Below are 23,500 nucleotides of genomic sequence, written 5' to 3' on the forward strand. Positions count from 1 at the left end.
TCTCGGGCCGGATTTGCCAACCGGGTTATGGTAAAGTCAGGAAAACACCCGATATAATCGGGCATTGACCGCATTCGCTCGAGATGGAAGAGGTTATGCTCAAGCTTCAGTTCAAGGATCAGCGACAACCCGCCTTCTGGGTGGCGGAAAAGCTGTACAGTATTGGAAGCGACAGCAATAACCACCTGATCCTGCCGGACGACGGCATTGCCCCCCTTCAGGCCCGGCTCATTGCCACCGCCGACAAAATCTTCCTCAAAGACAACAACAGCCCCAGCGGCTGCTTCGTCAACGGCCAGCGCATCACCCAGAAAGAGATTCTGCCCGGCGACGAGATCCGTCTGGGACCGGTCGCCTTCGATGTTCTGCCTCCCACCGACGCGCCAGCCCCCGGAAACAACCCCGCCGACCCCTGGCGTCTGGTCGCCAGCGGCAGTTGGCTGGCCGGACAGAGTTATGAAATCCCTCATGAAGGTACGGTGGTGCTCGGACGCTCCAACCAGTGTGATATCGTCATCCCGGGCACCCACCTGTCCCGACGCCATGTCGAACTGAGGGTTCAGGGCGGCAGCCTGCACATCAAGGACCTGGGATCGGTGAACGGCACCTACCTCAATGACCGGCCCGTCACCGACGCACTGGCCCACGGCGGCGATCAACTGCGCCTCGATGTGTACACCTTCAAAGTGGTCAGCCCGTCCGGGGACCGGGAGCGCACCCGCCTGCGGGCCACCAGCACGGTCAACCGCCCCCCGGAGCCACGCCCGAAGAAACCCCTGGACGACAAGCCCCGCCGCTGGAAAACCCGCCCCACCTCACCCGGGAACCGGCAGGAGCCGACCTATCAGGAGCGCCGCCAGGAGCTGTGGCTCTGGCTGGTGGTTCTGGCGGCGGCCATGCTCCTGATTGGCGGTTTCTACTGGGTGTAAGTGGGTCCTCCGGGGAACTGTGGTAAAATCCCGCCGTTTTTTCATTCACTGAACCAGTAGGATCATCAACCCATGAGCTTTGACAAGGTAGCTTCCGGCAAAAACCTGCCCGACGACATCAACGTCATCATCGAGATTCCGATGAACGGCGAGCCCATCAAGTACGAAGTGGACAAGGACAGCGGCGCGATTTTCGTGGACCGCCTGCTGGGCACCTCCATGCACTACCCCTGCAACTACGGCTATGTGCCCCACACCCTGTGCGGCGACGGCGATCCGGTGGATGTGCTGGTGGTATTCCCCCACGCCCTGCCTGCCGGCTCAGTGATTCGCTGCCGCCCGATTGGCGTGCTCAAGATGACCGACGAATCCGGGGAAGACGCGAAGGTCCTGGCCGTGCCGATCGACAAGGTCACGCCGATCTACAGCCAGGTGAAAGAAGCTCAGGATCTGCCCGAGCTGACCCTGAATCAGATCAGCCACTTCTTTGAGCACTACAAGGATCTGGAGAAAGGCAAGTGGGTCAAGATTGATGGCTGGGCCAACGCCGAAGCGGCTCGCCAGGAAATCCTGGACTCTGTGGAGCTGTACAAGAAAGAGGGCTAAGCCTCTCCTTCCAGTCGCAGACCACTGATATCGGGCGCCACAGGCGCCCGATCTTGTTTCAGTTCCCCCATATCGGATCCCACCGGCGCCACCTCAAAGTCGGGAGCCGCCACCGGTGGCGGTTCGGGCGCACGCTCCTCGGCCCGGAGCAGTTCGGCGCCGACGTCCGCCAGGCCCCAATCATCCGGCTCCACCGCCATCAGCGGCAGATCGGCCCGCTCATGCTCCGGGAGCAAATCCTCGCCGGGCTCGGCCAGTTCAAACGTCGGTATCGGCACATCCCTCACCTCGCCCGAGGCCCTTTCGCTGGCATCCAACAGAAGCCCCTGTGCCGGGCGGAGACTCAGCCCGCTGATATCCACCGACACGGGAGTCAGGCGCGGTCGCTCAGAGGGCTTCAGCAGCGGCCCCACCGGGGCCAAACTGAGACCTGATGCCGCCGGACGCTGGGGACGGCTGGGCCCGGCGCCACTATCCGCCTCGGCACGGGCCGGCATGAGTTCAACCAGGGCACCGGCTTTTTGCAGGACCTGCTGGTACTTCTGCGCCGTAGCCCGATCCAGTCGCCGCTTGACCGCCACCGGCCGGCCGGTGAACAGCCGCTCAATGGTCGCTGCATCGGCCTTGAACAGCTGCTGCAGACGCTCCTTGACCGTTGCCAGCGGCTGCCCGAGGACGATGTCCCCCCGAAAGATCAGATCGAACCGCTCATCCGCCATGCCAGGCTCCATCAGGTGAAAATTACGATGATACAGGGATTGTCATGTCCCGATCTTAATCAGCCCTATGCTCACTCGCAATATAAACACCGGGGTTTTGTGACAAAACGGTCTCTGATAATGCTGGCGGCTGATCAATATTCGGCCAATACTGAAGGTCCGGATTTTGATTCGGACAACTTTGGAGGGTAGCTTATGAATGCCTATTCACGTCCACAGCTGGTGTCCCACGGCCAGTTGAAGCAGGCGGATGAGGTTCGGCGCAAGGTGGAGCAGGACATCGCTTTCCTCTGCGACCGCATTGCCACCCTGGAGGCGCAATCCCGTCCCAATCGGCCGGTGATTGATACCTACCGGACCATGCTGGAAAGTCGCCAATCCGTTCTCAAATGGTTGCAGGACGGAGAGCTCCGGCACCAGGCGCCGCGCGCCCGCGCCCTCTAGTCAGTCCGAATCAGCCCCGTTCAGCCCCTGATCCATATCCCTGGCCGGCACATCCCCTTTAGGGTGCCCCACTATCCGCGCCGGCACTCCGGCGACGGTGGTATGGGGTGGCACCGGATGCAGAACCACGCTACCGGCACCGATCTTCGCACATTCACCGATGTCGATATTCCCGAGAATTTTGGCCCCGGTACTGATGAGCACACCCCGCCCCACTTTGGGGTGCCGATCGCCACTGAGCCGCCCGGCGCCGCCCAGGGTGACCGAGTGCAGCATGGAGACATCATCGCCAATGACGGCCGTCTCTCCAATCACTACCCCGGTGGCGTGATCGATCATGATGCCACTGCCGATGCGTGCGCCAGGATGGATATCCACGCCAAACGCCTCAGAGATCTGGTTCTGTAGATACAGCGCCAGGCCCCGCCGTCCCTTCAGCCAAAGGTGGTGGGCAAATCGGTAGGACTGCAGCGCATGAAACCCTTTGAAGAACAGAAAGGGGGTGGAGTATTTCTCGCAGGCCGGATCCCGTTCACAGTGCGCATAAATATCGGCGCGCATGGCCGCTTCAATCTCCGGCGATTCGGCCATTGCCGCTTCAAACACTTCCCGAATCATCATCGCCGGGACCGCCTGGCTGTCGAGCTTATTGGCCAGATGAAAGCTCACGGCACTGGCAAAACTGTCGTGATTGAGCAGGGTGGCGTGATAAAAACTCGCCAGCGCCGGCTCTTCCTCGGAAGCCGCCTGGGCTTCTCGCCTAATGGAGTGCCAGAGTTCATCGGTGAGCTGAGTCAAGGGCAAAGTGTGATCTCCTGGGTTCGCCGTGGGCGGTCTGTTGTCACGCTGCCCTATTGTCGCACAGGCACAAAGCGCGCGCGAAACCGCACCAGGAATTCGGGCTGCTTCACAAACACCCCGATGCACAGCAGGACATGCAGAACTGCTACGGTGAGAAACAACTGGGGAATCGACAGCCCCAGGCCGCCCAGCGCGCCCAGCCCCACCAGCGCCGCCGCCACCATGAACAGGGCGTTGATCACATTACCGGCCGCAATCACCTGGGCCCGGTGCGTCGGTCGGCTGCGTTCCTGGATCAGGGCCGTCAACGGCACCACGTAAAGACCGCCGGCCACCCCCAGCATCAACACATCCGCCGCCACCCGCCAGGCACGGGGCCACTGGGCCATGGATGCCAAGGGGTGCAAGGCCCCCTCGACCGCCGGATGCGCCGCCGCGAATGACTGCCCGGCCAGGGCCAGGTCCACCCCGAACACCAACACCAGCAGTGCCCCCAGGGGCACCAGCGCCGGTTCGATGTGCCCGCGGCTCAAGCGGGCACACAACAGGGCACCCATACAGATACCGACCAGAAACAGTACCAACAGCAGGCTGACCACCAGCGAAGCGCCAGAGAGCACACTGCGGGTGAAATTGGGCAGTTGGGTCAGATACACCGAGCCCAGAAACCAGTACCAGGAATTGCCGATGATGCACCAGAACACCATCGGGTTTTCTCGTGCACAGGCCAGCGTTCGCAGCGTCTGTTTGTAGGGGTTGGCCTCCAGGCGTAACTCCGGGTCCGCCGAGGGCGCCGGCGGAATCCGCAGACTGGCACGCCACCCCAACCAGGCAATCAACAGCGCCCCCGCCGCCACCCACCAGTAGCCCCCGACCACACTGAGGGCCAGGGTGCCGGCAATCATGCCCAGAAAAATCGCCAGAGAGGTGCCGGTATGCATCAGGCCATTCCCGCCGGTCAGCGCCTCGGCGGACAAGTGCTGAGGCAGGATCGCGTATTTGAGGGGGCTGAAACAGGCCGACTGGGTTCCGGTCAGAAATAACACCACCAACAACAGCGCGGCGCTGTTCAACCAGAGCGCCACCGCCCCCAGCACCATGATGGCGATTTCGGCCACTTTGATCCCGCGAATAAACCGGGACTTTTCAAATTTATCGGCGTACTGCCCGGCCACCGGCGCAAACAGCAGGAACGGCACAATCAGAGTGGCCGCAACCAGATTGTTGATTACATCGATACTCATACCCCAGCGCTCGATGCCACCATAAGTGAACAGCATCAGCAGGGCGCTTTTGTAAAAGTTATCGTTGAAGGCTCCGCCGAGCTGGGTCAGAAACAGCGGCAGGAAACGCCGCTGCGAGAGCAACGAGAACTGAGGAGACGCTTCGGGCGAGCTCACAGGGCAGGCTCCGGCCCCGGGGGCACGGTCACGTAACGATGGAACAGTTCGGGCAGGTGCGCCATCACGGTCTCCTTTAACGCAAACGACTCGGTCTGCAAGTAATTCGCCAACATCTCGGGCGTCATCGCCCTGGCGTAACGATTCGCCAGGGGCGCATAACTCAGGTGCCAGGGCTCCGGCGACACGCCACCGCGGTCCCGATCATAGGGCCGGTAAAAGCCGGGGTTATCCGGGCCCGTCAGGTACCCATCCAGCCAGTCGTGAAAGGCCGCGAAGGGCCCTCCGGGTTCGCTTTCCCGACGGGTCAATTGCACGGTTTCGCCCTCCGCCAAGCCACCAGCATCATACACATCAATATCGGTCCCCCAGTGATGGCGCGAACTCCCCGGCAAAGCCGACCAGCGCAGTATCGCATGGACCAGCGCCAACTCATCCAGCGCCGCGGTGTCGAGTGGCTCTCCCTGCTCATCCAGCACTGGTCGTGCGCCCCCGGCCTTGGCGTTCCAGATAGCGCACTGGCGATCAAAGCCACGATAACCGCTGGCCAACCTTAGCGTGAACCCGGCTCCCTCGGCCGCCTCGGAGAACCTCATAAGAGGGTGGTAGAGGTCCCGATGAATCAAACCGCCTATCCAAGGGCAGCTTACCAGCGCTGACTCATCGCGCCCACAGAGCTGCTCTGGCGTCAGAGTTTCCAAGGCAGGCGAGTCGTCTGCCGGGCGATTTCCGGGGATATTATCCGCCGATTGTGTCAATGTTTGGCCCCCACGACTGTAAAATGCGCCAATGCGCGGAAATGTTTTGCGCTCGCGGTTTAAACCGGTACTATTGGACTCATGCAGTGGCTTTTGTGTACCGGATGGCACGCACTGCATTGGGACAATATCACAACCATAATCATAATGAAGAATGGAGCGTAACCCGTATGACCGCCAGTCATAGTGAATTACTCCAGCTCAAAAACCTGGGGATGGCGACGGTAAACATTCTGCACGCCATTGGCATCAACAGCTATGCCGAGCTACGCGAAATCGGCGCCGTTGAAGCCTATCGTCGTATCAAAGCCCGCGACATCAATGTTTCCAAAGTGATGCTCTATGCGCTTCAGGGTGCACTGATGGATGTTCACTGGAACGACCTGTCGCCGGACCTGAAACAACAGTTGGTGATCGAGGCCGAACAGGATACGCTAAGCGAAGCCTGAGTTCCGGCATTGCCGGCGAGGCGCGCAGTCAATTCTGGAGGTTCTATGTATTTGCCCCATAAGCAGTCGGATACCATCACTGACTGCGCCGCCCAGCTCGATGAAGCCGGCGCGGAACTGATGGCCTCGCTGAGCCCGTGCGGTGCTCCGGTCAACCACAACACCAACCATGACCTGTTGGCCGAGAGCGACAATCAGACCGTGTGGCTGATCACTGACGGCGAGGCCTATTACCGGGTTGGTGGCAAACAGGTAGTGCGCTTGAGCGCCGGTGATCTCATCGGTCTGCCGACGCTGGATTGCGAACAGGGCGTCTACGGGACCACGGGCCCCCTGACCATGGAGCCCTACCGCCTCGTGGATATCACTGGACGCCACCCCACCCGCTTTATCCGCTACCTGATCTGTGCCAACGCCTTTCACCGGGCAGCCCTGGCCCAGGAAATCCGGGCGGAATTCCAGCCCTCGGCCGGCTTTATGCACTTCCAGGCCGGAGAGACCATCATTCAGCAGGGCGCGGAGGCCGACCGGGTCTATACCCTGCTCGAAGGGGAAGCCCACGCGTTGCGCGATGGCGTGAAGGTCGGAGAGATTCAGGCGGACGAGATTTTCGGTGCGCTGGCGGTGTTCACCCGTCAGAAGCGCATGGCGTCTGTGGTGGCCGTGAGTGACTGCACGGTACTGGCCGTGCGCAAGGAGGAGTTCGCCGACCTGGTTGAGCTGCAACCCCAGATCTGCCTGGGCCTGGTGGAAGAGCTGGCGGCCAAGATCAATCAGCTCAACGGCCAACTGCTGGCCTCGCAAGCGAAAGGCTGATCGGGCAACCATCAAAAAGCCGAGACAACGCTTGACAACGATAATGGTAATAATTATCATTTGAGCTGTTGAGTGATTGCATCTCCCCACTCAACGAGGAGAAGGCGGTACGAAACGCTGCCCAGCGCAGCCTCTGTCGCGCACGCCGGATCTTCTCCTTTGAGGTCAGGCAAGTCCCTCTCCGGGCTTGAAGACCTTTGGCTAATCACGGTTGCTTGGGCCACCCTCTGGGTGGCCATTTTCTTCCGCCCTCCCCGTTTTCTCACACATCGCATCTTTACACATCCGCGATATTGAATTTCTTGCGCCGGCACCTATATAACCGGGAGAATAGCGGAGCACTGCCGGACGGGCCGGCAGCGCTCCGCACTGTGTGCGACTGACTGTAGGAGATCACCGCCTTGATGCGCATTGGCTTGTTTCTGTTAACCAACCTGGCCGTTCTGATGGTGGCCAGCGTCACCCTGTCTCTTTTGGGCGTGGACCACTACCTGCAACAAAACGGCAACCTAGATCTGCAGAGCCTGTTGATTTTTTGTGCGATTTTCGGTTTTGCCGGCTCGTTCATTTCCCTGTTTCTGTCCAAGTTTATTGCCAAGAAAACCACTGGCACCCAGATCATTGAAACGCCGCGCACGGCCGATGAACAGTGGCTGGTCAGTACCGTGCAGCAACTGGCGCGGGAAGCGGGTATCAAGACGCCGGAAATCGGTATTTTCCCCGCGCCCCAGGCCAATGCGTTCGCCACCGGCTGGAACCGCAACGCGTCGCTGGTCGCGGTCAGTCAGGGCCTGATGCAGCGCTTTGATCGCGACGAGGTGCGCGCCGTGCTGGCCCACGAAATCGGTCACGTCGCCAACGGCGACATGATCACTTTGGCCCTGATTCAGGGCGTGGTGAACACCTTTGTGATGTTCTTCGCCCGGATTATTGGCCACACTGTCGACCGGGTGATTTTCAAGAACGAGCGCGGCCACGGCATCGGCTTCTATGTGGTGACCTTCATTACCGAAATTATTCTCGCCGTGCTCGCCTCGATGATCGTGATGGCCTTCTCCCGCTACCGGGAGTACCGGGCGGATGCCGCCGGCGCCAAGCTGGCCGGCCGCGGCGCCATGATCCGGGCGCTCCAGCGGCTGCAGGCCGAAGTGCAGGCCGGTGTGGAGAACCCCATGCCCGACAGTATGAAAGCCTTTGGCATCAGCGGTGGCTTCAAACAGAACCTGGGTAAACTGTTCGCCAGCCACCCGCCACTGGAAGAACGCATCGCGGCGCTGCAGAACGCCCACTAATATAGAGAAAGGAGTTTCACCATGGGAACTCGGACCCTGCTCGTCGTCGCCCTGTTGTTGCTGCCCTGGAACCCACTGCAGGCCCAGGAGTTCGCTACCGACGACGAGCGCAACACAATCGAAGTGTTCGAGTACGCCAGCCCCAGTGTCGTTTATGTGACCAACCAGCAGGTCGTGCGGGACCCGCGCTCCTTCGACCTGCTGACCGTGCCCCGTGGCGCCGGCACCGGTTTTGTCTGGGATGAGCGCGGCTATATCGTGACCAACTTCCACGTCATCGAGAACGCCCGCAAAGTTGTCATTACCCTGCAGGACCAGAGCATCTGGCCCGCCGAGGTCGTGGGCCTGGCCCCCGAAAAAGACCTCGCCGTCCTGAAAATCAACGCCCCGGACAAAAAGCTCCAGCCCCTGCGTCGGGGCGACTCCAGCGAGCTCATGGTGGGGCGCAAGGTGCTCGCCATCGGCAACCCTTTTGGCCTGGACGCCACACTGACCACCGGCGTGGTCAGCGCTCTGGGGCGGGAAATCGAAGCCCCCAACCAGCGCAAAATCCGCAACGTGATCCAGACCGATGCCGCCATCAACCCCGGCAACTCCGGCGGCCCGCTGCTGAACTCTCAGGCCGAACTGATCGGCGTCAACACCATGATTTACAGCCCGAGCGGCGCCAGCGCCGGCATCGGGTTCGCCATCCCGGTGAACACCCTGAAAGACATAGTGCCGCAACTGATTGAACACGGGCGGGTTGTGCGACCGGTGATTGGCATCGATATCGCGCCCGACCAGTGGGCTCGGCAATCCGGCGTCAAAGGGGTGGCGGTGCTGCGGGTCGCACCGGGCTCTCCGGCCGACCGGGCGGGCTTGCGCGGAGCACAGCGCAGCCGCTGGGGCACCATTATCCTGGGCGACATAATCACCGCCATTGACCAACACCCCACCCGCAACTACGACGAGCTGATGACCGCACTGGAAAAATACGCGCCTGGCGACCGGGTGGAGTTGGTGTTTGCGCGCGACGGGAAAACCGAACGGCGCTCACTGACCCTCGCCGCTCCGGACGGGCTCTAATGTATTCCCACCACTAATAGCGAACCGGCACCGGGTGGACCAGCTCAATGTGGGCGTCATCCGGTCGGATGTCCGCCCGGTAGGCCAGCATCTCGACCCCAGCGGCGGCCGCCTCCCGCAGCGCCTTACCGTACGCCGGATCGATGGCATCCGCCGGTTCCACCCACTCCACGCCCGTGTGCTGGACGCAGAACAGCAGCACCGCCCGGTCGCCCTGCTGGGCAATGCTTGCCAGCTCCCGCAGGTGCTTGCGCCCGCGCTCGCTGACCGCGTCGGGAAACAGCCCCTGCCCCGGCTGCTCCATCAGCGTCACACTTTTGACCTCCACATAGCACGGAGCCCTGCCATCCTCCGTGAGCAGAAAGTCGATGCGCGAGCGCTCCTGTCCGTAGGGCACCTCGCGGCGGACCGTCGAGTAGCCGGCAAGCGCCTTAATCCGACCCGCCGTCAGCGCGGCCTCCACCAGGTGATTGGCCCGACCGGTATTGACCCCGGCCAGGTGCCCACCGGGCACTGTCGCCACCTCCCAGGTATGGCGATATTTGCGCTTGGGGTTGCCGGAATCCGAAAACCAGCAGGGTGAGTCCGGCACCACACAGTGGCGCATGGAACCGGTATTGGGGCAATGAATGGTCATTTCCGTGCCATCGGCGAGACGAACATCAGCCATAAAGCGCTTGTAGCGCCGCAACAGCGTCCCGGATTGCCAAAGCTGACTCAATTTCACCTCCTGATAGCACGCATTCATCGAAAAGTCCGCTATTGTTACAGTTAGGGTCCACGGGCTCAAACCAGGCTGTCATTAAGCGCCGAAACAGGCAAAAAAATACTGGCGGAGCCCCGGGATATCTGGTAGCTTGCCAACCCTTCAAATTTCACGGCCCTAAAGCCGGTGAACAGGAGCAGAATGACGGTCAGGGCCAAGGCGCCCAAAGGGTGAAACCCCGGCCAGTCATGACTGTCGGCCAGTTAAATGGGAAGTCATACGAGGCGCGCAACCATGCCGAAAAGTTCATCTACCGCGGAAAACTATTCAATGAGTAACTTCACCCCTTACAAGGAGAAGAAGGGCGAGGAGTACATGAACGAAAATCAGCAAGAACATTTTCGTCAGTTGCTGCTGGCCTGGCGGCGCGAGTTGATGGAAGAAGTCGACCGCACCATGAGCCACCTGAAAGACGAAGCGGCCAACTTCCCGGACCCGGCCGATCGCGCCAGCCAAGAAGAAGAGTTCAGCCTGGAGCTGCGCACCCGGGACCGCGAGCGCAAGCTGATCAAAAAGATCGACAGCACCCTTGAGCTGATCGAGAACGACGATTACGGTTTCTGCCACGCCTGTGGTGTGGAAATCGGCATCCGTCGCTTGGAAGCCCGTCCGACCGCCACACTGTGTGTCGACTGCAAAACCCTTGATGAAATCAAGGAAAAGCAAGTCGGAGGTTAATCGCCGGTCGGGGCTCGCGCCCGCGTGAGCCCGGCGGCAAACCGCCGTATGCCGTACCCAACCTCTGCCAATGCTTCAACGCCCAAGGGCGCTGCCGAACCCTATGTGGGCCGGTTCGCGCCCTCCCCAACCGGCCCTCTGCACTTCGGCTCTCTCGTCAGCGCCCTGGCGAGCTATGCCCACGCCCGGAAAGCCGGCGGCCGTTGGCGGGTGCGGATGGAAAATCTGGACCCACCCCGAGAGGAACCCGGCGCCGACGACGCGATTCTGCGTTCACTCGAAGCCCATGGACTGCACTGGGACGGCGAGGTGCTCTACCAGAGCGACCGACTCGACGCCTACGCCCAAACGCTGGATGAGTTGCAGAGGCAGGGCCTGGCCTACCGCTGCCGCTGCACCCGCAAGGATATTCATGCGCTGGGCGGTGTCTATGATGGCCGCTGCCGGAACCGGGTTATCGAGCCGACCGAGCCCCACGCCTGGCGGCTGAAACTGTACGACGTACCCGAGGGCTGCCCTGAACCCGCCGATCCCTACACCTGGCACGATCTGTTTCAGGGGCCTCAGACGTTGAGCCTGCGCCGCGATGTGGGCGATCCGATCATCAAGCGCAAGGACGGACTGTTCGCCTATCAGTTGGCAGTGGTGGTGGATGATATTCACCAGGGCATCACCCACATTATTCGCGGCGCCGACCTACTACCGGTCAGCGCCGGTCAGGTGGCCAGCTTCGCCCTGCTGGGCGGACAGACGCCGGCGTTCGGGCACGTGCCGGTCGCCCTGAATGAACGGGATCAGAAACTGAGCAAGCAGCACCACGCACCGGCGCTCGACCCCGACCGGGCCGGTGCGAACCTGTGGCACGCACTGCACTTTTTAGGGCAGAATCCACCCGGGGAGTTGTTAGCTGCCACCCCCGAAGCCCTGCTCGACTGGACCCGCGAACACTGGCGCAACGATCTCGTCCGGGGCATGCAGGCCCGGGCTCCGGAGGCTATTTTGAACCCAGACGACGCACGCAGCTCCGATACCGCTCAGAGGATGCCCCATGAATAATCAGCGCCTGGTGATCCTGCTGCTGCTGATCGCCTACATCTTTTCGCCCACCCTGTTCACCTGGATCATCAATCCCGAGGGTGCCTGGTTCCGTCCTTACATCATCTGGGCGCTGGTCATTGTCATTGCCTACGCCGTTCAAAACCGCAAGAAGAGGCCCCATGATCTTTGAGTTAAGCCATGTGGCGCTGATCGGCGTCAGCTACTTGCTGGTTTTGTTCGGTATCGCCTGGATCACTGAAAAGGGCTGGATTCCCGACGCGGTCACCCAGCACCCTCTGACCTACATTCTGTCCCTGGGCATCTTTGCCAGTGCCTGGGCGTTTTACGGGGTCATCGATCTGGCCTTCCAGTTTGGCTACGGCGCCCTGGCCTATTACCTGGGCACCGGCGCCCTGTTTCTGTTCGCCCCGGTCGCCCTGGCACCGCTGGCGGAACTGGCCCGGCGCCATCAGGTGCACTCCCTCGCCGACCTGCTGGTATTCCGCTATCACAGCCACGGTGTCGGCGCCCTGACCACCCTGTGCATGCTGCTGGGCATTCTGCCGCTGATGGCGCTGAACATTCAGGCCATTGCCGACACCATGTACATTCTGACGGTGAGCAGTAACCCCAGCCTGCCGGCCATGGGCACCGGCTTTACCTTCAAGGACCTGATGGCCATGGCGTACTGCGCCCTGCTCGCGGTGTTCACCATCCTGTTCGGCTCCAGCCGCGACCAGCACCGCGGCCTGTTCACCGCCATGGCGTTCGAGTCCCTGATCAAGGTCTTCGCCCTGTGTGCCATCGGCCTGCTCGCGGTATACGGCGTGTTCGACGGGTTCAGCGGCCTGGACCAGTGGCTCTCCCAGAACCCGGAAAACCTCGCCCTGCTCCACGCCCCCATTCAGGACGGCGCCGCCCACACTCTGCTACTGGTGTTTGTGGCCACCGCCATCACCATGCCGCACATCTTTCATATGGGTGTGACCGAGAACCTGCTCACCCGCAACGTGCACACCATTACCTGGGCGTTCCCGCTGTTCCTGCTGCTGATGGCGCTGCCGATTTTCCCGATTCTGTGGGCGGGCTTCGAGCTGTCGGTTCCGCTACCCGCCCAGTACTTTACCCTCGGGGTACCGATTCTCGCGGAGTCCACGGGACTGACCGTGCTCGCCTTTATCGGTGGCCTGTCCGCCGCCACCGGGGCCATGGTGGTGATGATGCTCGCCCTGGCCACCATGGTGATGAACCACTGGATTCTGCCGGCACTGAGTCTACGCAACCGGGATGACCTCTACCGGCAGCTGCTGTGGTTGCGCCGGGTGCTGATCGCCACCCTGTTTTTCGGGGGCTATTTCTTTTACTGGTTGCTGGACAACCGCCACAGCCTGACCAACCTGGCACTGCTCACCTTCATTGAAACCCTGCAGTTTCTACCCGGTATGTTTGCCATCGTGTTCTGGCCCCAGGGGAACCGGCGCGGCCTGCTGAGCGGTTTGACGGTGGGCACGCTGATCTGGGCGGTGGGCCTGCTGTTGCCGGTACTGACCGGTCTGACCTCACTTCCCCTGCCGGGAACCGACCTGGTCCTGCCCCTCGGCATGGAGCAGTGGAGCGCCATTGCCTTGCTGTCGGTCGGCGCCAACACCGCCATATTCGTCGGGCTGTCTCTCATCACCCGGCAAACCGAAGAAGAGCAGTACAGTGCCGAGCTGTGCGCCGCCGACGAACTCAGCCAGCCGGTGCGGCAGGCCCTGGATGTGCACAGCGCGGCGGAGTTCAAAACCCGGCTGGCCAAATCCCTGGGTAAGGTCACCGCCAGCCGAGAGGTGGATGTCGCCCTGAGCGAGCTGGGGCTGCGCATCACCGAGCGGCGCCCCTACGCCCTGCGCCGCCTGCGAGACCAGATTGAGGCCAACCTCTCCGGCCTGATGGGGATTCATGTCGCCGGCGAAATCATGGACCGCCACCTGCCCTACACCCTGGCGGAGCGGCGCGACACTCTGGACATCAACCTGATCGAGAACCGCCTGGCTCAATACCGGGACCACCTGACCGGCATGGCGGCCGAGCTGAACAACCTGCGGCTCTACCACCGGAAAACCCTGGAGGAGCTGCCCATGGCGGTGTGCTCTCTGGGCCGAGATGGTGAAATTCTGATGTGGAACCGGGCCATGGAGCTGCTGACCCAGACCCCGAGCGATGATGTCACCGGCTCGCGCCTGGACGACCTGTCCGAGCCCTGGCGGGCCCTGTTGATCGATTTCAGCGAAAGCACCGAGCCCCACTACTACCGCCAGGAGATCGACCTGAACGGGCGTCCGCACTGGATCAGCCTGCACAAAGCCAATATTGAGGGTAGCATCCACAGCGGCGAGTACGACCAGGTGATCCTGCTCGAAGACGTGACCGAGACCCAATTGCTGGAGCAGGAGCTGATTCACAGCGAGCGCCTGGCCTCGGTGGGCCGACTGGCCGCCGGCGTGGCCCACGAGATCGGTAACCCCATTACCGGTATTTCCAGCCTGGCCCAGAATCTGCGCTACGAGTCCGACGCCCCGGAAGTGTTGGAAACCGCCGAGCACATCCTGAGCCAGACCGACCGGGTGACCCGCATCGTCCAGTCCCTGGTGAGCTTCTCGCACAGCGGACAGAACAAGAAGAGCGAATTCGAGGCGGTGGACCTGCGCGCCTGCGCCAACGAGGCCATTCAGCTGCTGTCGCTGCAGAAAGACAAAAATCAGGTGGAGTACGTCAACAATATTGCCAAAAACGCCATTATTGCCGGCGACAGCCAGCACCTGATCCAGGTTTTCATCAACCTGCTCTCCAATGCCCGGGATGCCAGCCCAGCCGGCAGCCGTGTTATGCTGGACAGCAGCGAAGATGAATACAGCATCATTTTCTCCGTGACCGACCAGGGCAGCGGCATCCCGGCGGACAAGATGGACCAGATTCTCGAGCCCTTCTTTACCACCAAGGACCCGGGGGATGGCACGGGGCTCGGGTTGGCCATGGTGTACAGTATTGTGGAAGATCACGGCGGCAAGCTCGACATCAAGAGCCCGGTGGATACCGTGCACCAACGTGGCGCACAATTCACCATCAAATTGCCGCGCCATATTGATTCCATGCGGCCGGAGTGATATTTTCCGGCATCAAACAGGCCTGCAGGGGCCCGGCGAACGGCAGCGCCCGGCCCCTTTCGCAACCTGCCAGACCATAGGCGATGTGAGCACTATGAGCAAAATCCTGATCGTTGAAGACGAACCCATTATCCGCACCGCGTTGCGCCGCCTGCTGGAGCGCAACAAGTACGAGGTGAGCGAAGCGCCGTCGGTCAAAGAGGCCACCGGCAAGTTCACCCTCGCGGATTTTGACCTGATCATCAGCGACCTCAGACTGCCCGGCGCACCGGGGACCGACCTGATCAAGCTCGCCGACAGCGTGCCCGTGCTGATCATGACCAGCTACGCCAGCCTGCGCTCGGCCGTGGATTCCATGCGCATGGGCGCGGTGGACTACATCGCCAAGCCGTTCGACCACGAAGAGATGGTCACCGCGGTCAAGCGGGTCATTGGCAAGGCCAACGCCGCCAACCTGCAAAAACACAGCTCCACCACCGCCAGCCATGCCATTGCCGGCATGATCGGCGCCAGTGACGTGATGCACGACCTGTACAACCGGATTCACAAGGTGGCCCCCACCAAGGCCACCGTGCTGGTGCACGGCGAAACCGGTACCGGTAAAGAGCTGGTGGCCCGGGCCCTCCATGAAGAGAGCCCGCGCCGGGAAAAGACCATGATTTCCGTCAACTGCGCAGCCATCCCGGAAACCCTGATTGAATCCGAGCTGTTCGGCCACGAAAAAGGCGCTTTCACCGGCGCCGCCAGCACCCGTGAGGGCCTGGTCGCGGCGGCTGACGGCAGCACGTTGTTCCTCGATGAGATTGGCGAACTGCCCCTGGAGGCCCAGGCGCGCCTGCTGCGGGTCCTGCAGGAGGGCGAGGTACGCCCGATCGGCTCGGTGGAGTCCCACAAGGTGGATGTCCGCCTGGTGGCCGCCACCCACCGGGACCTGCGCAAACTGGCTCAGGAGGGCAAGTTCCGGGAGGACCTGTACTTCCGCATCAACGTAGTGCAGCTGGAGCTGCCCCCGCTGCGCGACCGGGGCAAAGACATCATCACCCTGGCCGAGGCCCTGCTGGCCCGCTATTGCCAGGAAATGGAAAAGCCCAACCTGAAGCTGTCCCCCGAGGCGGTGCAAGCCATTACCACCTACACCTGGCCGGGGAACGTGCGTGAGCTGGAAAACGCCATGCAACGCGCGGTCATCCTGTGCGAAGACACTCAGGAAATCAGCCACGAGCTGTTGGATATTGATCTGGATCTGGTGCGTTTTGAAGAGGATGACGAGGACGATACGCGCTCCTCACCCGAGCGCATCCAACCGCGCGGCAAAGCGCCCCAGGACCCGAACGAAGATCTCTCTCTGGAAGACTACTTCCAGCGCTTCGTGCTCGAGCACCAAGACACCATGAGCGAAACCGAGCTGGCCCGCAAATTGGGCGTCAGCCGCAAGTGTCTCTGGGAGCGTCGGCAGCGCTTCGGCATTCCCCGCAACAAGGCCGCCGGCGCCAAGTAAACCCCTTCTCCTCTCCTTGTCTCGATCCTTCGGCGCACATCCTCAGCGCCGGAGGGCTCTGCCTGTCTAACGGCCGTAACACCTGAAAAGACCTCTAATGCGCCACAAAAACGATTTCGGCGCCATAAGCGTTACGCAGGGTTACCCCCGGCAAAGGCTGTTACCTGCACCAGAGTTGTTACCCCCCACAACCGACGTAACAGTCTGGCTCAGGAACTGTAACCGTTCGAAATGGATCAGGATGACGAGAGATCATACAAATAAACTAACTTATTGATTTTATTGAACTTTACATTTCTGGCACGGGACGTGCTCTATATCCGGGCACATAACAACAACAAACAATAAAAAGCACGCCAACAATAACAACAACAAACAATAAGAAATGAAACGAACATAATTACAACAATAGACAATAAGAAAAGAAGAAGTTCAAAAATAACAACAACAAACAATAAAAAACGGAAGCAACATAATAACGACAAGAAACAATAAAAATAGAAACGTAAATAATAATAACGAAACAACAATAAAAAGAAGCGAAAGCCTTGTGCTTTACGCCCATAAAAAAATGATAATGATAACTACACAAGAAAAGCGGAAAGACTGACTAGACACTGGAGCGGGATTGCAAGCACGCACACTTGATACGAGGGCACGGACGCGCCGATTTGCAGGCCAAGGGAACCTTGGCGAATCGATCCCACGGGAAAGCTTCGGCTTTCCCGTTTTGCTTTCTGGCCCCCGTAAACACGGGCCCCTCCCGGCTCCCAACGTTTCCACCATCCCCCGCCCGTGCTAAACTGCCCGGCTTTCAGACTCGAGTCCGGCACGGCTGCCGGCGAAAGCACTCACTGACAGTAACCCAATGCCCATGCTTAGACGGCTTATCGACAAACTGCGCCCCCGTTCACGCCCCACCCCCCAACTCCGGGTTATCCCCCGCGACCAGCACAAGGTCTCCCGCCGGGACATCAGTCAGGCGGCCCTGCGTATCATGAAACGCCTGGACGAAGCGGGTTATCAGGCCTTCCTGGTCGGCGGTGGCGTGCGGGACCTGCTCCTGGGTGGTCACCCCAAGGACTTTGATGTGGCCACTGACGCCACTCCAGAGCAGATCAAGCGGCTGTTCCGCGGAGCGCGCATCATTGGCCGGCGCTTTCAGATTGTGCACGTACGCATGGGACGGGAGATCATTGAGGTCACCACCTTCCGGGGCCACCACGAGCAGTCCCGCAGTGAAGACGGCATGCTCCTGCGGGACAATGTCTACGGCTCCCTGGAAACCGACGCCGTGCGGCGGGATTTCACCGTCAACGCGCTCTACTACACCCTCAATGACTTCGCCATCCACGACTATACCGGTGGTCTGAAGGACCTGGAGAAGCGCACCCTGCGCATTATCGGCGACCCGGAAACCCGCTATAAGGAAGATCCGGTGCGTATGCTGCGCGCGGTGCGCTTTGCCGCCAAACTGGGCTTCAAGATAGAGCCCGGCACCGCCGATCCGATTCTGGAGCTGGGCGAGTTGCTGCGCAACATCCCCCCGGCGCGCCTGTTTGAAGAAGTGTTGAAGCTGTTTATGGCCGGCTCGGCGACCGCCACCTTTACGCTGATGCGCGATTACCACCTGCTCGAGCACCTGTTCCCGGGCACCGAAGCGGCTCTGCAGGCCGGCGACGAGCAAGGCCTGGCCCTGATCGAAGAGACCATGGCCAACACCGACAAGCGGGTGCGGGCCGACAAACCGGTGACCCCGGCCTTCATTTACGCCGCCCTGCTCTGGCCGCCAATGCGCGCCCGGGCCGACGAGCTGGTCAAGAACATGCCACCGCAAGCGGCCTATCAGCAGGCCGCCACCGAGGTCATCGGCCAACAACTGGGACACACCGCCCTGCCCAAGCGCTTCCTGATTCCCATGCGGGAAATGTGGGACATGCAGCACCGCCTGGTACAGCGCCGCCACCCCCAGAAGCTGCTGGAGCAGTCCCGGTTCCGCGCCGCTTACGATTTCCTGATTCTGCGCGAAGCCTCCGGCGAGCGCCTGGATGGCGCGGGCAGTTGGTGGACCCGGTTCCAGGAAGTGGATGAACCTGAGCAGCAGAAAATGATTGCCGAGGCCCGCCGTCAGGGGCCGGGCGGCAAGAGCGGTCGGCGACGCAACCGGAAACGGCGCGCGCCCCGCCAGGAAAGTCCGACTCCCAGTTCCCAGGACTGAGCGTGACCCCCTGCTATATCGGCCTCGGCAGCAACCTGGACGATCCGTTCGGGCAACTGAGCCGCGCCTTCGAGGCGTTGGCCGGGCTGCCGGAGAGCACCCTGGTGGCGCGCTCGCCACTGTATTCCAGCAAACCGGTGGGCCCGCCCCAACCGGATTACCTCAACGCCGTCGCCCGCCTCGATACCCGCCTGGAACCACTGGCACTGCTGGATGCCCTACAGGGCATCGAACAGGCCCACCAGCGGGTGCGCAGCCAACACTGGGGGCCGAGAACCCTGGATCTGGACCTGTTGCTCTACGGCGACGAGACCCTGAGCACACCGCGCCTGACCGTTCCCCACCCGGAAATGACCCGGCGCGCCTTTGTTCTCCACCCTTTAGCGGATATCGCCCCGCACCTGACCCTTCCCACAGGCACCTCACTTGCGTCATTATTGAAGGCCTGCCCTTACGAGGGGCTGGAGCGGTTCAACCCTGACAGTCAACACCGGGAGTCGTAACGCGTGGCAGCGATGTTTGACGATCAACAACTGGATTTTTCCCAGGCCGACCTTCCCCGCTACATTGCCGTGGAAGGGCCAATTGGTGTCGGGAAAACCACCCTGGCCAAAAACCTGGCCCAACTGTTCAACTACGACGTACTGCTTGAGCAGCCGGAAGAGAACCCGTTTCTGGAGCGCTTCTACCGCTCCCCGAAAACCGCCGCCCTGCAGACTCAACTGTTCTTTCTGTTCCAGCGTGCCAACCAGCTTGAGCAACTGCGCCAGAACGACATGTTCGAGCCGGTGCGGGTCGCCGATTTTCTGATCGAGAAAGATCAGTTGTTCGCCCAGGTCACCCTGGACGATGACGAATTGGCCATTTATCAGCAGGTGTACGACCGGCTCACGCTGGATGCCCCCCGCCCCGACCTGGTGATTTACCTTCAGGCCCCATCGCGCGTCCTGAACGAGCGCATCCGCGAGCGCGGTATTGCCAGCGAGCAGCACATCAGCCCGGAGTACATCGAGGCCCTGAACGAGGCCTACACCCAGTTTTTTCACTATTACGACAGCTCACCCCTGCTGATCGTCAACGCCCAGGACCTGGATCTCGCCCGAAACCGGGAACACTTCCAGCAACTGATCGAAACCCTGTTAACCATCAAGAGCGGGCGCCACTACTACAACCCGACGCCCGCCCTCTAAGCCCGTTACGGAGAACCCTATGCCTTACGGAGCCAACGCCGATACCGCCCTGAACAAGCCGGTGACCGTCAAAACCCTGCAGAAGCTCAAGGGCTCCGATGAGAAGTTCGTGGTGGTGGCCCTGTACGATGCCCCCATGGCCGCCATGGCCCAGAAATGCGGGGTAGAAGCCGTGCTGGTGGGGGACTCCCTGGGCATGACCGTGCTCGGCTACCAGAGCACCATTCCGGTCACCATGGAGCAGATGATCTACCACGTGGAGGCGGTGGCGCGAGGCAACCAGAAATCCCTGATCATCGCCGACCTGCCGTTCATGACCTACGCCACCCTGGACGATGCCCTGAAAAACGCCACCCGTCTGATGCAGGCCGGCGCCCAGATGATCAAAATCGAGGGTGGCCGCTGGCTGACCGAGACCGTGCGCCGCCTGTCCGAGTGCGGTATTCCGGTATGCGCCCACCTGGGCCTCACGCCGCAATCGGTCAACAAGTTCGGCGGTTTTCGGGTGCAGGGGCGGGACGCAGCCCAAGCCGATGAAATCGCCGAAGATGCCGCACTCTTGGCCGAGGCGGGCGCCGATCTCGTGGTGCTGGAATGTGTGCCCTCGGCATTGGCCGAACGCATCACTCAAAACACCCCGATACCGACCATCGGTATTGGCGCGGGCCGGGACACCGACGCACAAGTGCTGGTGATCAATGACATTCTGGGCCTGACCGAGCAGCCGCCGAAGTTTTCCAAAAACTTCCTGACCGAAGCCGGCGACATTCCCGGCGCCATGAAAAAGTACGTGGCCGACGTCAAGTCCGGCGTATTCCCTGGCGACGACCATATATTTCTGTAAACTGTAATCGCGACACCGAAAACACCGGCACCCACCCCAAACCACAACATCAACCCGGGTGCCGGGGCTCCTCGGAGCCACCCATAAAAATAGACCGTGAGAATGAGAGACACTATGAACATACGCATCCCCGCCTGGTGGGCGGTACTGGGCTGCGCCAGCCTTTTGTTGGCTTGCCAGAATCAACCGGCCGAACCGGAACCTGCCGACACCATCGCCACCTCCGACGCCGCCTGGGAGGATTACCGGGCCCGCTCCGACCATTGGCGCTCAGTCGATCGGGACTTCATTCGCGGGGAAGTGGCCGCCGAAGGCCTCGATAATCCCAAGCGACCCGCCCGTACCCACCGCTTCGGGTTCGACCCCAATCAACCCACTGAGTGGTACAGCACCGACGAAGGCCGCCGAATCGCCGACATCGTGGTGTCTTTTCAGACGCCCTCCGGTGGCTGGTCCAAACGCACCGACATGAGCAAGCGCCCGCGCCAGCCCGGCGAGCACTTCGGGTATGAATTCAGCTACATTCCCACCTTCGACAACAGTGCCACCACAACCCAGATCGAGCTGCTGGCCAAAGCACACACCGCCACCGGTGATACGCGTTACCTGGAAGCCTACGTGCGTGGCGTCGAGCTGATTCTGGAAGCCCAGTACCCCAACGGCGGCTGGCCCCAGAACTTCCCCCTGCGCGGCGGATACCATGACTACATCACCTACAACGATCAGGTGATGGAAAACAATATGACCGCGCTGCACCGGGTCAGCCTGGGCAAAGCGCCGTTCGCGCAGGCCCCGAACGACCTGCGGGCCGAATCCGCCGCCGCCCTCGACCGGGCCCTGGACGCCGCACTGGCCACGCAGGTGGTGGTGAATGGCAAGCCCACCCTGTGGGGCGGACAGCATGCCCCCAGAACACTGGAGCCCATGAAAGCCCGCGCCTATGAAATGGTCGCCCTGGCCACCGCCGAGAGCGTCTCATTGCTGGATTTCATGATGGATCTGAACGATCCCTCCGCCGAGATACAACACGCCATTCACTCCGCCATGGCGTGGTATGAAAACAACGTGATCACCGGCTACCGGTGGGACAGTGACACCCGGGAAATCGTACCCGACGCGGACGCGCCACCCATCTGGTCCCGCTTTGCCGAAATCGGCACCAACCGCCCCCTGTTTGGCGACCGGGACCACTCAGTGCATTACGACATCAAAGACATTTCCATGGAGCGCCGCGAAGGCTACGGCTGGTACACCACCGCCCCGAGCGAGGTCCTGGAAAAATACGAAGACTGGAAGCGTCGCTTTCCGCGTTAAACCGCGTTCTGATAAATCGACAGAATCAGCTCAGTCGTCAGTCGGGCCGAGGTCGGTCCGGCCAGAGGTTCACGGCCATCACGAACGGCCGCTTCAAAATCCTCGATGATTGCCTGATGCGCGGTGGTATCCGTCACCGCTGCGCTGGTGGCACCGTCGTGCTGATAGTGATCCCCGGGCGCGCTCGGGTTATCCACCCCATCCACGGCCCACTGGGTTACCACATCGTCGGTCAGGGTAAAACTGCCACGCTCAGCATGCACCTCCATCCGCGCCGCAAAACCGGGCCGGGCCGCAGTTGAAGCCACCACCGTACCGATCATCCCATCCTCATGACGCATCAGCGCCGCACCGTGATCCTCCGCCTCAATATCGTGGGCAAAGGTCCCCAGCATACTGACCACCTGCCCGGGTAAACCGAACAGCCAGGTGTAGATATCCAGGTTATGACAGGCCTGTTGCATAAAGGGACCGCCGCCATCTAGCGCCAGGCCACCGCGATAATCGCCGCTGTCGTAATAGGCCTGATCCCGATAAAACTTGGCTGCCAGATCCACCGCGTAAATTCGTCCGAAGGCACTCTGCGCCATCAAGGCCTTGATGGCCTGATTATCCGGTCGGGTGCGCCGCTGGTAACAGACCGCCAGCACCACACCCGCCCTGTTACAGGCGTCGGTCATCCGATCCATCGCCTCGATACTGATATCCAGCGGTTTCTCGGTCAGCACATGCTTGCCCCGCGCCGCCGCATCGATCGCGCCCTGGTGATGCAACCCATTGGGCGTGGCCAGAATCACCGCATCGAAATCGGCATCAACCGCGTCAATCGAAGGCCAGACCGGCAGTTCCGGCGCCGCTGACAGCGGCCGTCCGGAACGGGACACCGCCCCCACCAGCTCACTGCCCGGCCGCTCGGTCAGCGCATTGATATAAGTATTGCTGATATTCCCGGTACCTACGACCACATAGCGCATCAGTTCACCTCCTCTTCCGTGCTCCAGACCTTCATGGTCTGATTGGAGAGCAGGTGACATTCACCCTCCACCGCAACGTAGGTGCGCATAAAGTGATACTTGTTGCCCCGCACCTCACCCCCTTCTTCACGAGGCGCCTTCTCTACCGTGGTAAAGCCACTGAGCACCGCCGTGTTATCCAGACGCCGATACGCCACCTGCTCCGAACGACGGGCCAAGGGCACTTCATGCCCTTCACCCAATCGACCGACCAGCGTCGCTTTATCCTCCGCCGCCACGGCATGGTTGTGCACCCAGACAAAGTCATCGGCCAGAAGAACGCGCATAAACTCGGGATTGCCCACCCGCAGCGCGTCTTCATACTGACCATCCAGCCGCTTGAGGGCGTCAGCTTCCAGGCAATCAGCAGAAAACGCAGGAGTGGAACACAGGACAAGCGCCGCAGCGCCAAGGCAGGTTTTCATAGGGGTAACTCCGGTGGTTGATTTGTTATGCCACCGAGTTTAGCAAACTCGTGCTGGAGTACGCGGGTGTTTCAGTGGATAGAAAAGC

General features: G+C 61.2%; 24 protein-coding genes. 17 read left to right on the plus strand and 7 right to left on the minus strand.

Going from position 1 to position 23,500, the window contains the following annotated elements:
- The first annotated feature begins 95 nt into the window (after positions 1-95).
- The gene (locus tag N645_RS0107545; RefSeq protein WP_024460899.1) at positions 96-929 is read left to right on the plus strand and encodes an FHA domain-containing protein; all 834 of its coding nucleotides are present in this window, start codon (positions 96-98) and stop codon (positions 927-929) included.
- Between the two features lie 72 nt (positions 930-1,001).
- Entirely contained in the window at positions 1,002-1,535 is a 534-nt protein-coding gene (gene ppa / locus N645_RS0107550) for an inorganic diphosphatase (RefSeq protein ID WP_024460900.1), read from the plus strand.
- On the opposite strand, the gene N645_RS0107555 is transcribed toward ppa, so the two are convergent.
- Entirely contained in the window at positions 1,532-2,254 is a 723-nt protein-coding gene (locus N645_RS0107555) for a hypothetical protein (RefSeq protein WP_024460901.1), read from the minus strand. The genes ppa and N645_RS0107555 overlap by 4 nt on opposite strands.
- Positions 2,255-2,449: 195 nt before the next feature.
- On the opposite strand from N645_RS0107555, the gene N645_RS0107560 reads away from it, so the two are divergent.
- On the plus strand, positions 2,450-2,698 hold the full coding sequence (locus N645_RS0107560) for a hypothetical protein (RefSeq protein ID WP_024460902.1): 249 nt from the start codon (positions 2,450-2,452) through the stop codon (positions 2,696-2,698).
- Here N645_RS0107560 and cysE read toward each other — a convergent pair whose 3' ends face one another.
- The 3 genes from cysE to N645_RS0107575 are packed head-to-tail and all read right to left on the minus strand — an operon-like array spanning position 2,699 to position 5,525.
- A complete protein-coding gene (gene cysE / locus N645_RS0107565; protein WP_238559223.1) occupies positions 2,699-3,496 on the minus strand; it encodes a serine O-acetyltransferase in 798 nt (265 codons plus the stop codon). It abuts the gene before it with no gap.
- 53 nt (positions 3,497-3,549) lie between these two features.
- Positions 3,550-4,899, minus strand: a complete 1,350-nt coding sequence (locus N645_RS0107570; protein WP_024460904.1) for an MFS transporter — start codon at positions 4,897-4,899, stop codon at positions 3,550-3,552.
- Positions 4,896-5,525: a M15 family metallopeptidase gene (locus tag N645_RS0107575; protein ID WP_238559221.1), complete on the minus strand. Its 630-nt coding sequence runs from the start codon at positions 5,523-5,525 to the stop codon at positions 4,896-4,898. Before N645_RS0107575 ends, N645_RS0107570 begins: the two co-directional genes overlap by 4 nt.
- Before the next feature lie 302 nt (positions 5,526-5,827).
- On the opposite strand from N645_RS0107575, the gene N645_RS0107580 reads away from it, so the two are divergent.
- The 4 genes from N645_RS0107580 (at position 5,828) to N645_RS0107600 (ending at position 9,282) form a co-directional block, all read left to right on the plus strand.
- On the plus strand, positions 5,828-6,106 hold the full coding sequence (locus N645_RS0107580) for a TfoX/Sxy family protein (RefSeq protein WP_024460906.1): 279 nt from the start codon (positions 5,828-5,830) through the stop codon (positions 6,104-6,106).
- Positions 6,107-6,151: 45 nt separating this feature from the next.
- The gene (locus N645_RS0107585; RefSeq protein WP_024460907.1) at positions 6,152-6,922 is read left to right on the plus strand and encodes a cyclic nucleotide-binding domain-containing protein; all 771 of its coding nucleotides are present in this window, start codon (positions 6,152-6,154) and stop codon (positions 6,920-6,922) included.
- 401 nt (positions 6,923-7,323) lie between these two features.
- Positions 7,324-8,214, plus strand: a complete 891-nt coding sequence (htpX, locus tag N645_RS0107595) for a protease HtpX (protein WP_024460909.1) — start codon at positions 7,324-7,326, stop codon at positions 8,212-8,214.
- Between the two features lie 21 nt (positions 8,215-8,235).
- Complete coding sequence (locus N645_RS0107600) at positions 8,236-9,282, plus strand: S1C family serine protease (protein WP_024460910.1); 1,047 nt, start codon at positions 8,236-8,238, stop codon at positions 9,280-9,282.
- A 13-nt stretch (positions 9,283-9,295) separates the two neighbouring features.
- Here N645_RS0107600 and sfsA read toward each other — a convergent pair whose 3' ends face one another.
- Positions 9,296-10,030, minus strand: a complete 735-nt coding sequence (gene sfsA / locus N645_RS0107605; protein ID WP_051174352.1) for a DNA/RNA nuclease SfsA — start codon at positions 10,028-10,030, stop codon at positions 9,296-9,298.
- A gap of 252 nt (positions 10,031-10,282) precedes the next feature.
- On the opposite strand from sfsA, the gene dksA reads away from it, so the two are divergent.
- The 10 genes from dksA to pelA all read left to right on the plus strand — a co-directional run bounded on the left by dksA (position 10,283) and on the right by pelA (position 21,974).
- On the plus strand, positions 10,283-10,726 hold the full coding sequence (gene dksA / locus N645_RS0107615) for an RNA polymerase-binding protein DksA (protein WP_024460912.1): 444 nt from the start codon (positions 10,283-10,285) through the stop codon (positions 10,724-10,726).
- 48 nt (positions 10,727-10,774) lie between these two features.
- Complete coding sequence (gluQRS, locus tag N645_RS0107620; RefSeq protein WP_024460913.1) at positions 10,775-11,782, plus strand: tRNA glutamyl-Q(34) synthetase GluQRS; 1,008 nt, start codon at positions 10,775-10,777, stop codon at positions 11,780-11,782.
- Positions 11,775-11,954, plus strand: a complete 180-nt coding sequence (locus N645_RS0107625) for a hypothetical protein (RefSeq protein WP_024460914.1) — start codon at positions 11,775-11,777, stop codon at positions 11,952-11,954. The genes gluQRS and N645_RS0107625 overlap by 8 nt, the downstream gene beginning before the upstream one ends.
- Positions 11,944-14,910: an ATP-binding protein gene (locus N645_RS0107630; protein ID WP_024460915.1), complete on the plus strand. Its 2,967-nt coding sequence runs from the start codon at positions 11,944-11,946 to the stop codon at positions 14,908-14,910. The genes N645_RS0107625 and N645_RS0107630 overlap by 11 nt, the downstream gene beginning before the upstream one ends.
- Positions 14,911-15,004: 94 nt before the next feature.
- Entirely contained in the window at positions 15,005-16,408 is a 1,404-nt protein-coding gene (locus N645_RS0107635) for a sigma-54 dependent transcriptional regulator (RefSeq protein WP_024460916.1), read from the plus strand.
- A gap of 874 nt (positions 16,409-17,282) precedes the next feature.
- The gene (pcnB, locus tag N645_RS0107640) at positions 17,283-18,626 is read left to right on the plus strand and encodes a polynucleotide adenylyltransferase PcnB (RefSeq protein ID WP_024460917.1); all 1,344 of its coding nucleotides are present in this window, start codon (positions 17,283-17,285) and stop codon (positions 18,624-18,626) included.
- Positions 18,627-18,628: 2 nt separating this feature from the next.
- Positions 18,629-19,129 carry a 2-amino-4-hydroxy-6-hydroxymethyldihydropteridine diphosphokinase gene (gene folK, locus N645_RS0107645; protein WP_024460918.1) on the plus strand — a complete coding sequence of 167 codons (501 nt, stop codon included), beginning with the start codon at positions 18,629-18,631 and terminating at the stop codon, positions 19,127-19,129.
- 12 nt (positions 19,130-19,141) lie between these two features.
- A complete protein-coding gene (locus tag N645_RS0107650; protein ID WP_036160590.1) occupies positions 19,142-19,816 on the plus strand; it encodes a deoxynucleoside kinase in 675 nt (224 codons plus the stop codon).
- A gap of 19 nt (positions 19,817-19,835) precedes the next feature.
- Positions 19,836-20,660: a 3-methyl-2-oxobutanoate hydroxymethyltransferase gene (gene panB, locus N645_RS0107655; RefSeq protein ID WP_024460920.1), complete on the plus strand. Its 825-nt coding sequence runs from the start codon at positions 19,836-19,838 to the stop codon at positions 20,658-20,660.
- Positions 20,661-20,774: 114 nt separating this feature from the next.
- A complete protein-coding gene (gene pelA / locus N645_RS0107660; protein ID WP_024460921.1) occupies positions 20,775-21,974 on the plus strand; it encodes a pectate lyase in 1,200 nt (399 codons plus the stop codon).
- Here pelA and N645_RS0107665 read toward each other — a convergent pair.
- Together N645_RS0107665 and N645_RS0107670 are read right to left on the minus strand one after the other, a co-directional pair.
- Positions 21,971-23,008: a Gfo/Idh/MocA family protein gene (locus N645_RS0107665; RefSeq protein WP_081665966.1), complete on the minus strand. Its 1,038-nt coding sequence runs from the start codon at positions 23,006-23,008 to the stop codon at positions 21,971-21,973. The two genes, pelA and N645_RS0107665, sit on opposite strands and share 4 nt — an antisense overlap.
- Positions 22,948-23,412, minus strand: coding sequence for a nuclear transport factor 2 family protein (locus N645_RS0107670; protein ID WP_024460923.1), 465 nt, complete (start codon positions 23,410-23,412; stop codon positions 22,948-22,950). Before N645_RS0107670 ends, N645_RS0107665 begins: the two co-directional genes overlap by 61 nt.
- Positions 23,413-23,500 lie beyond the last annotated feature (88 nt).

Source organism: Marinimicrobium sp. LS-A18 (assembly GCF_000463525.1).
Taxonomy (GTDB): domain Bacteria; phylum Pseudomonadota; class Gammaproteobacteria; order Pseudomonadales; family Cellvibrionaceae; genus Marinimicrobium; species Marinimicrobium koreense.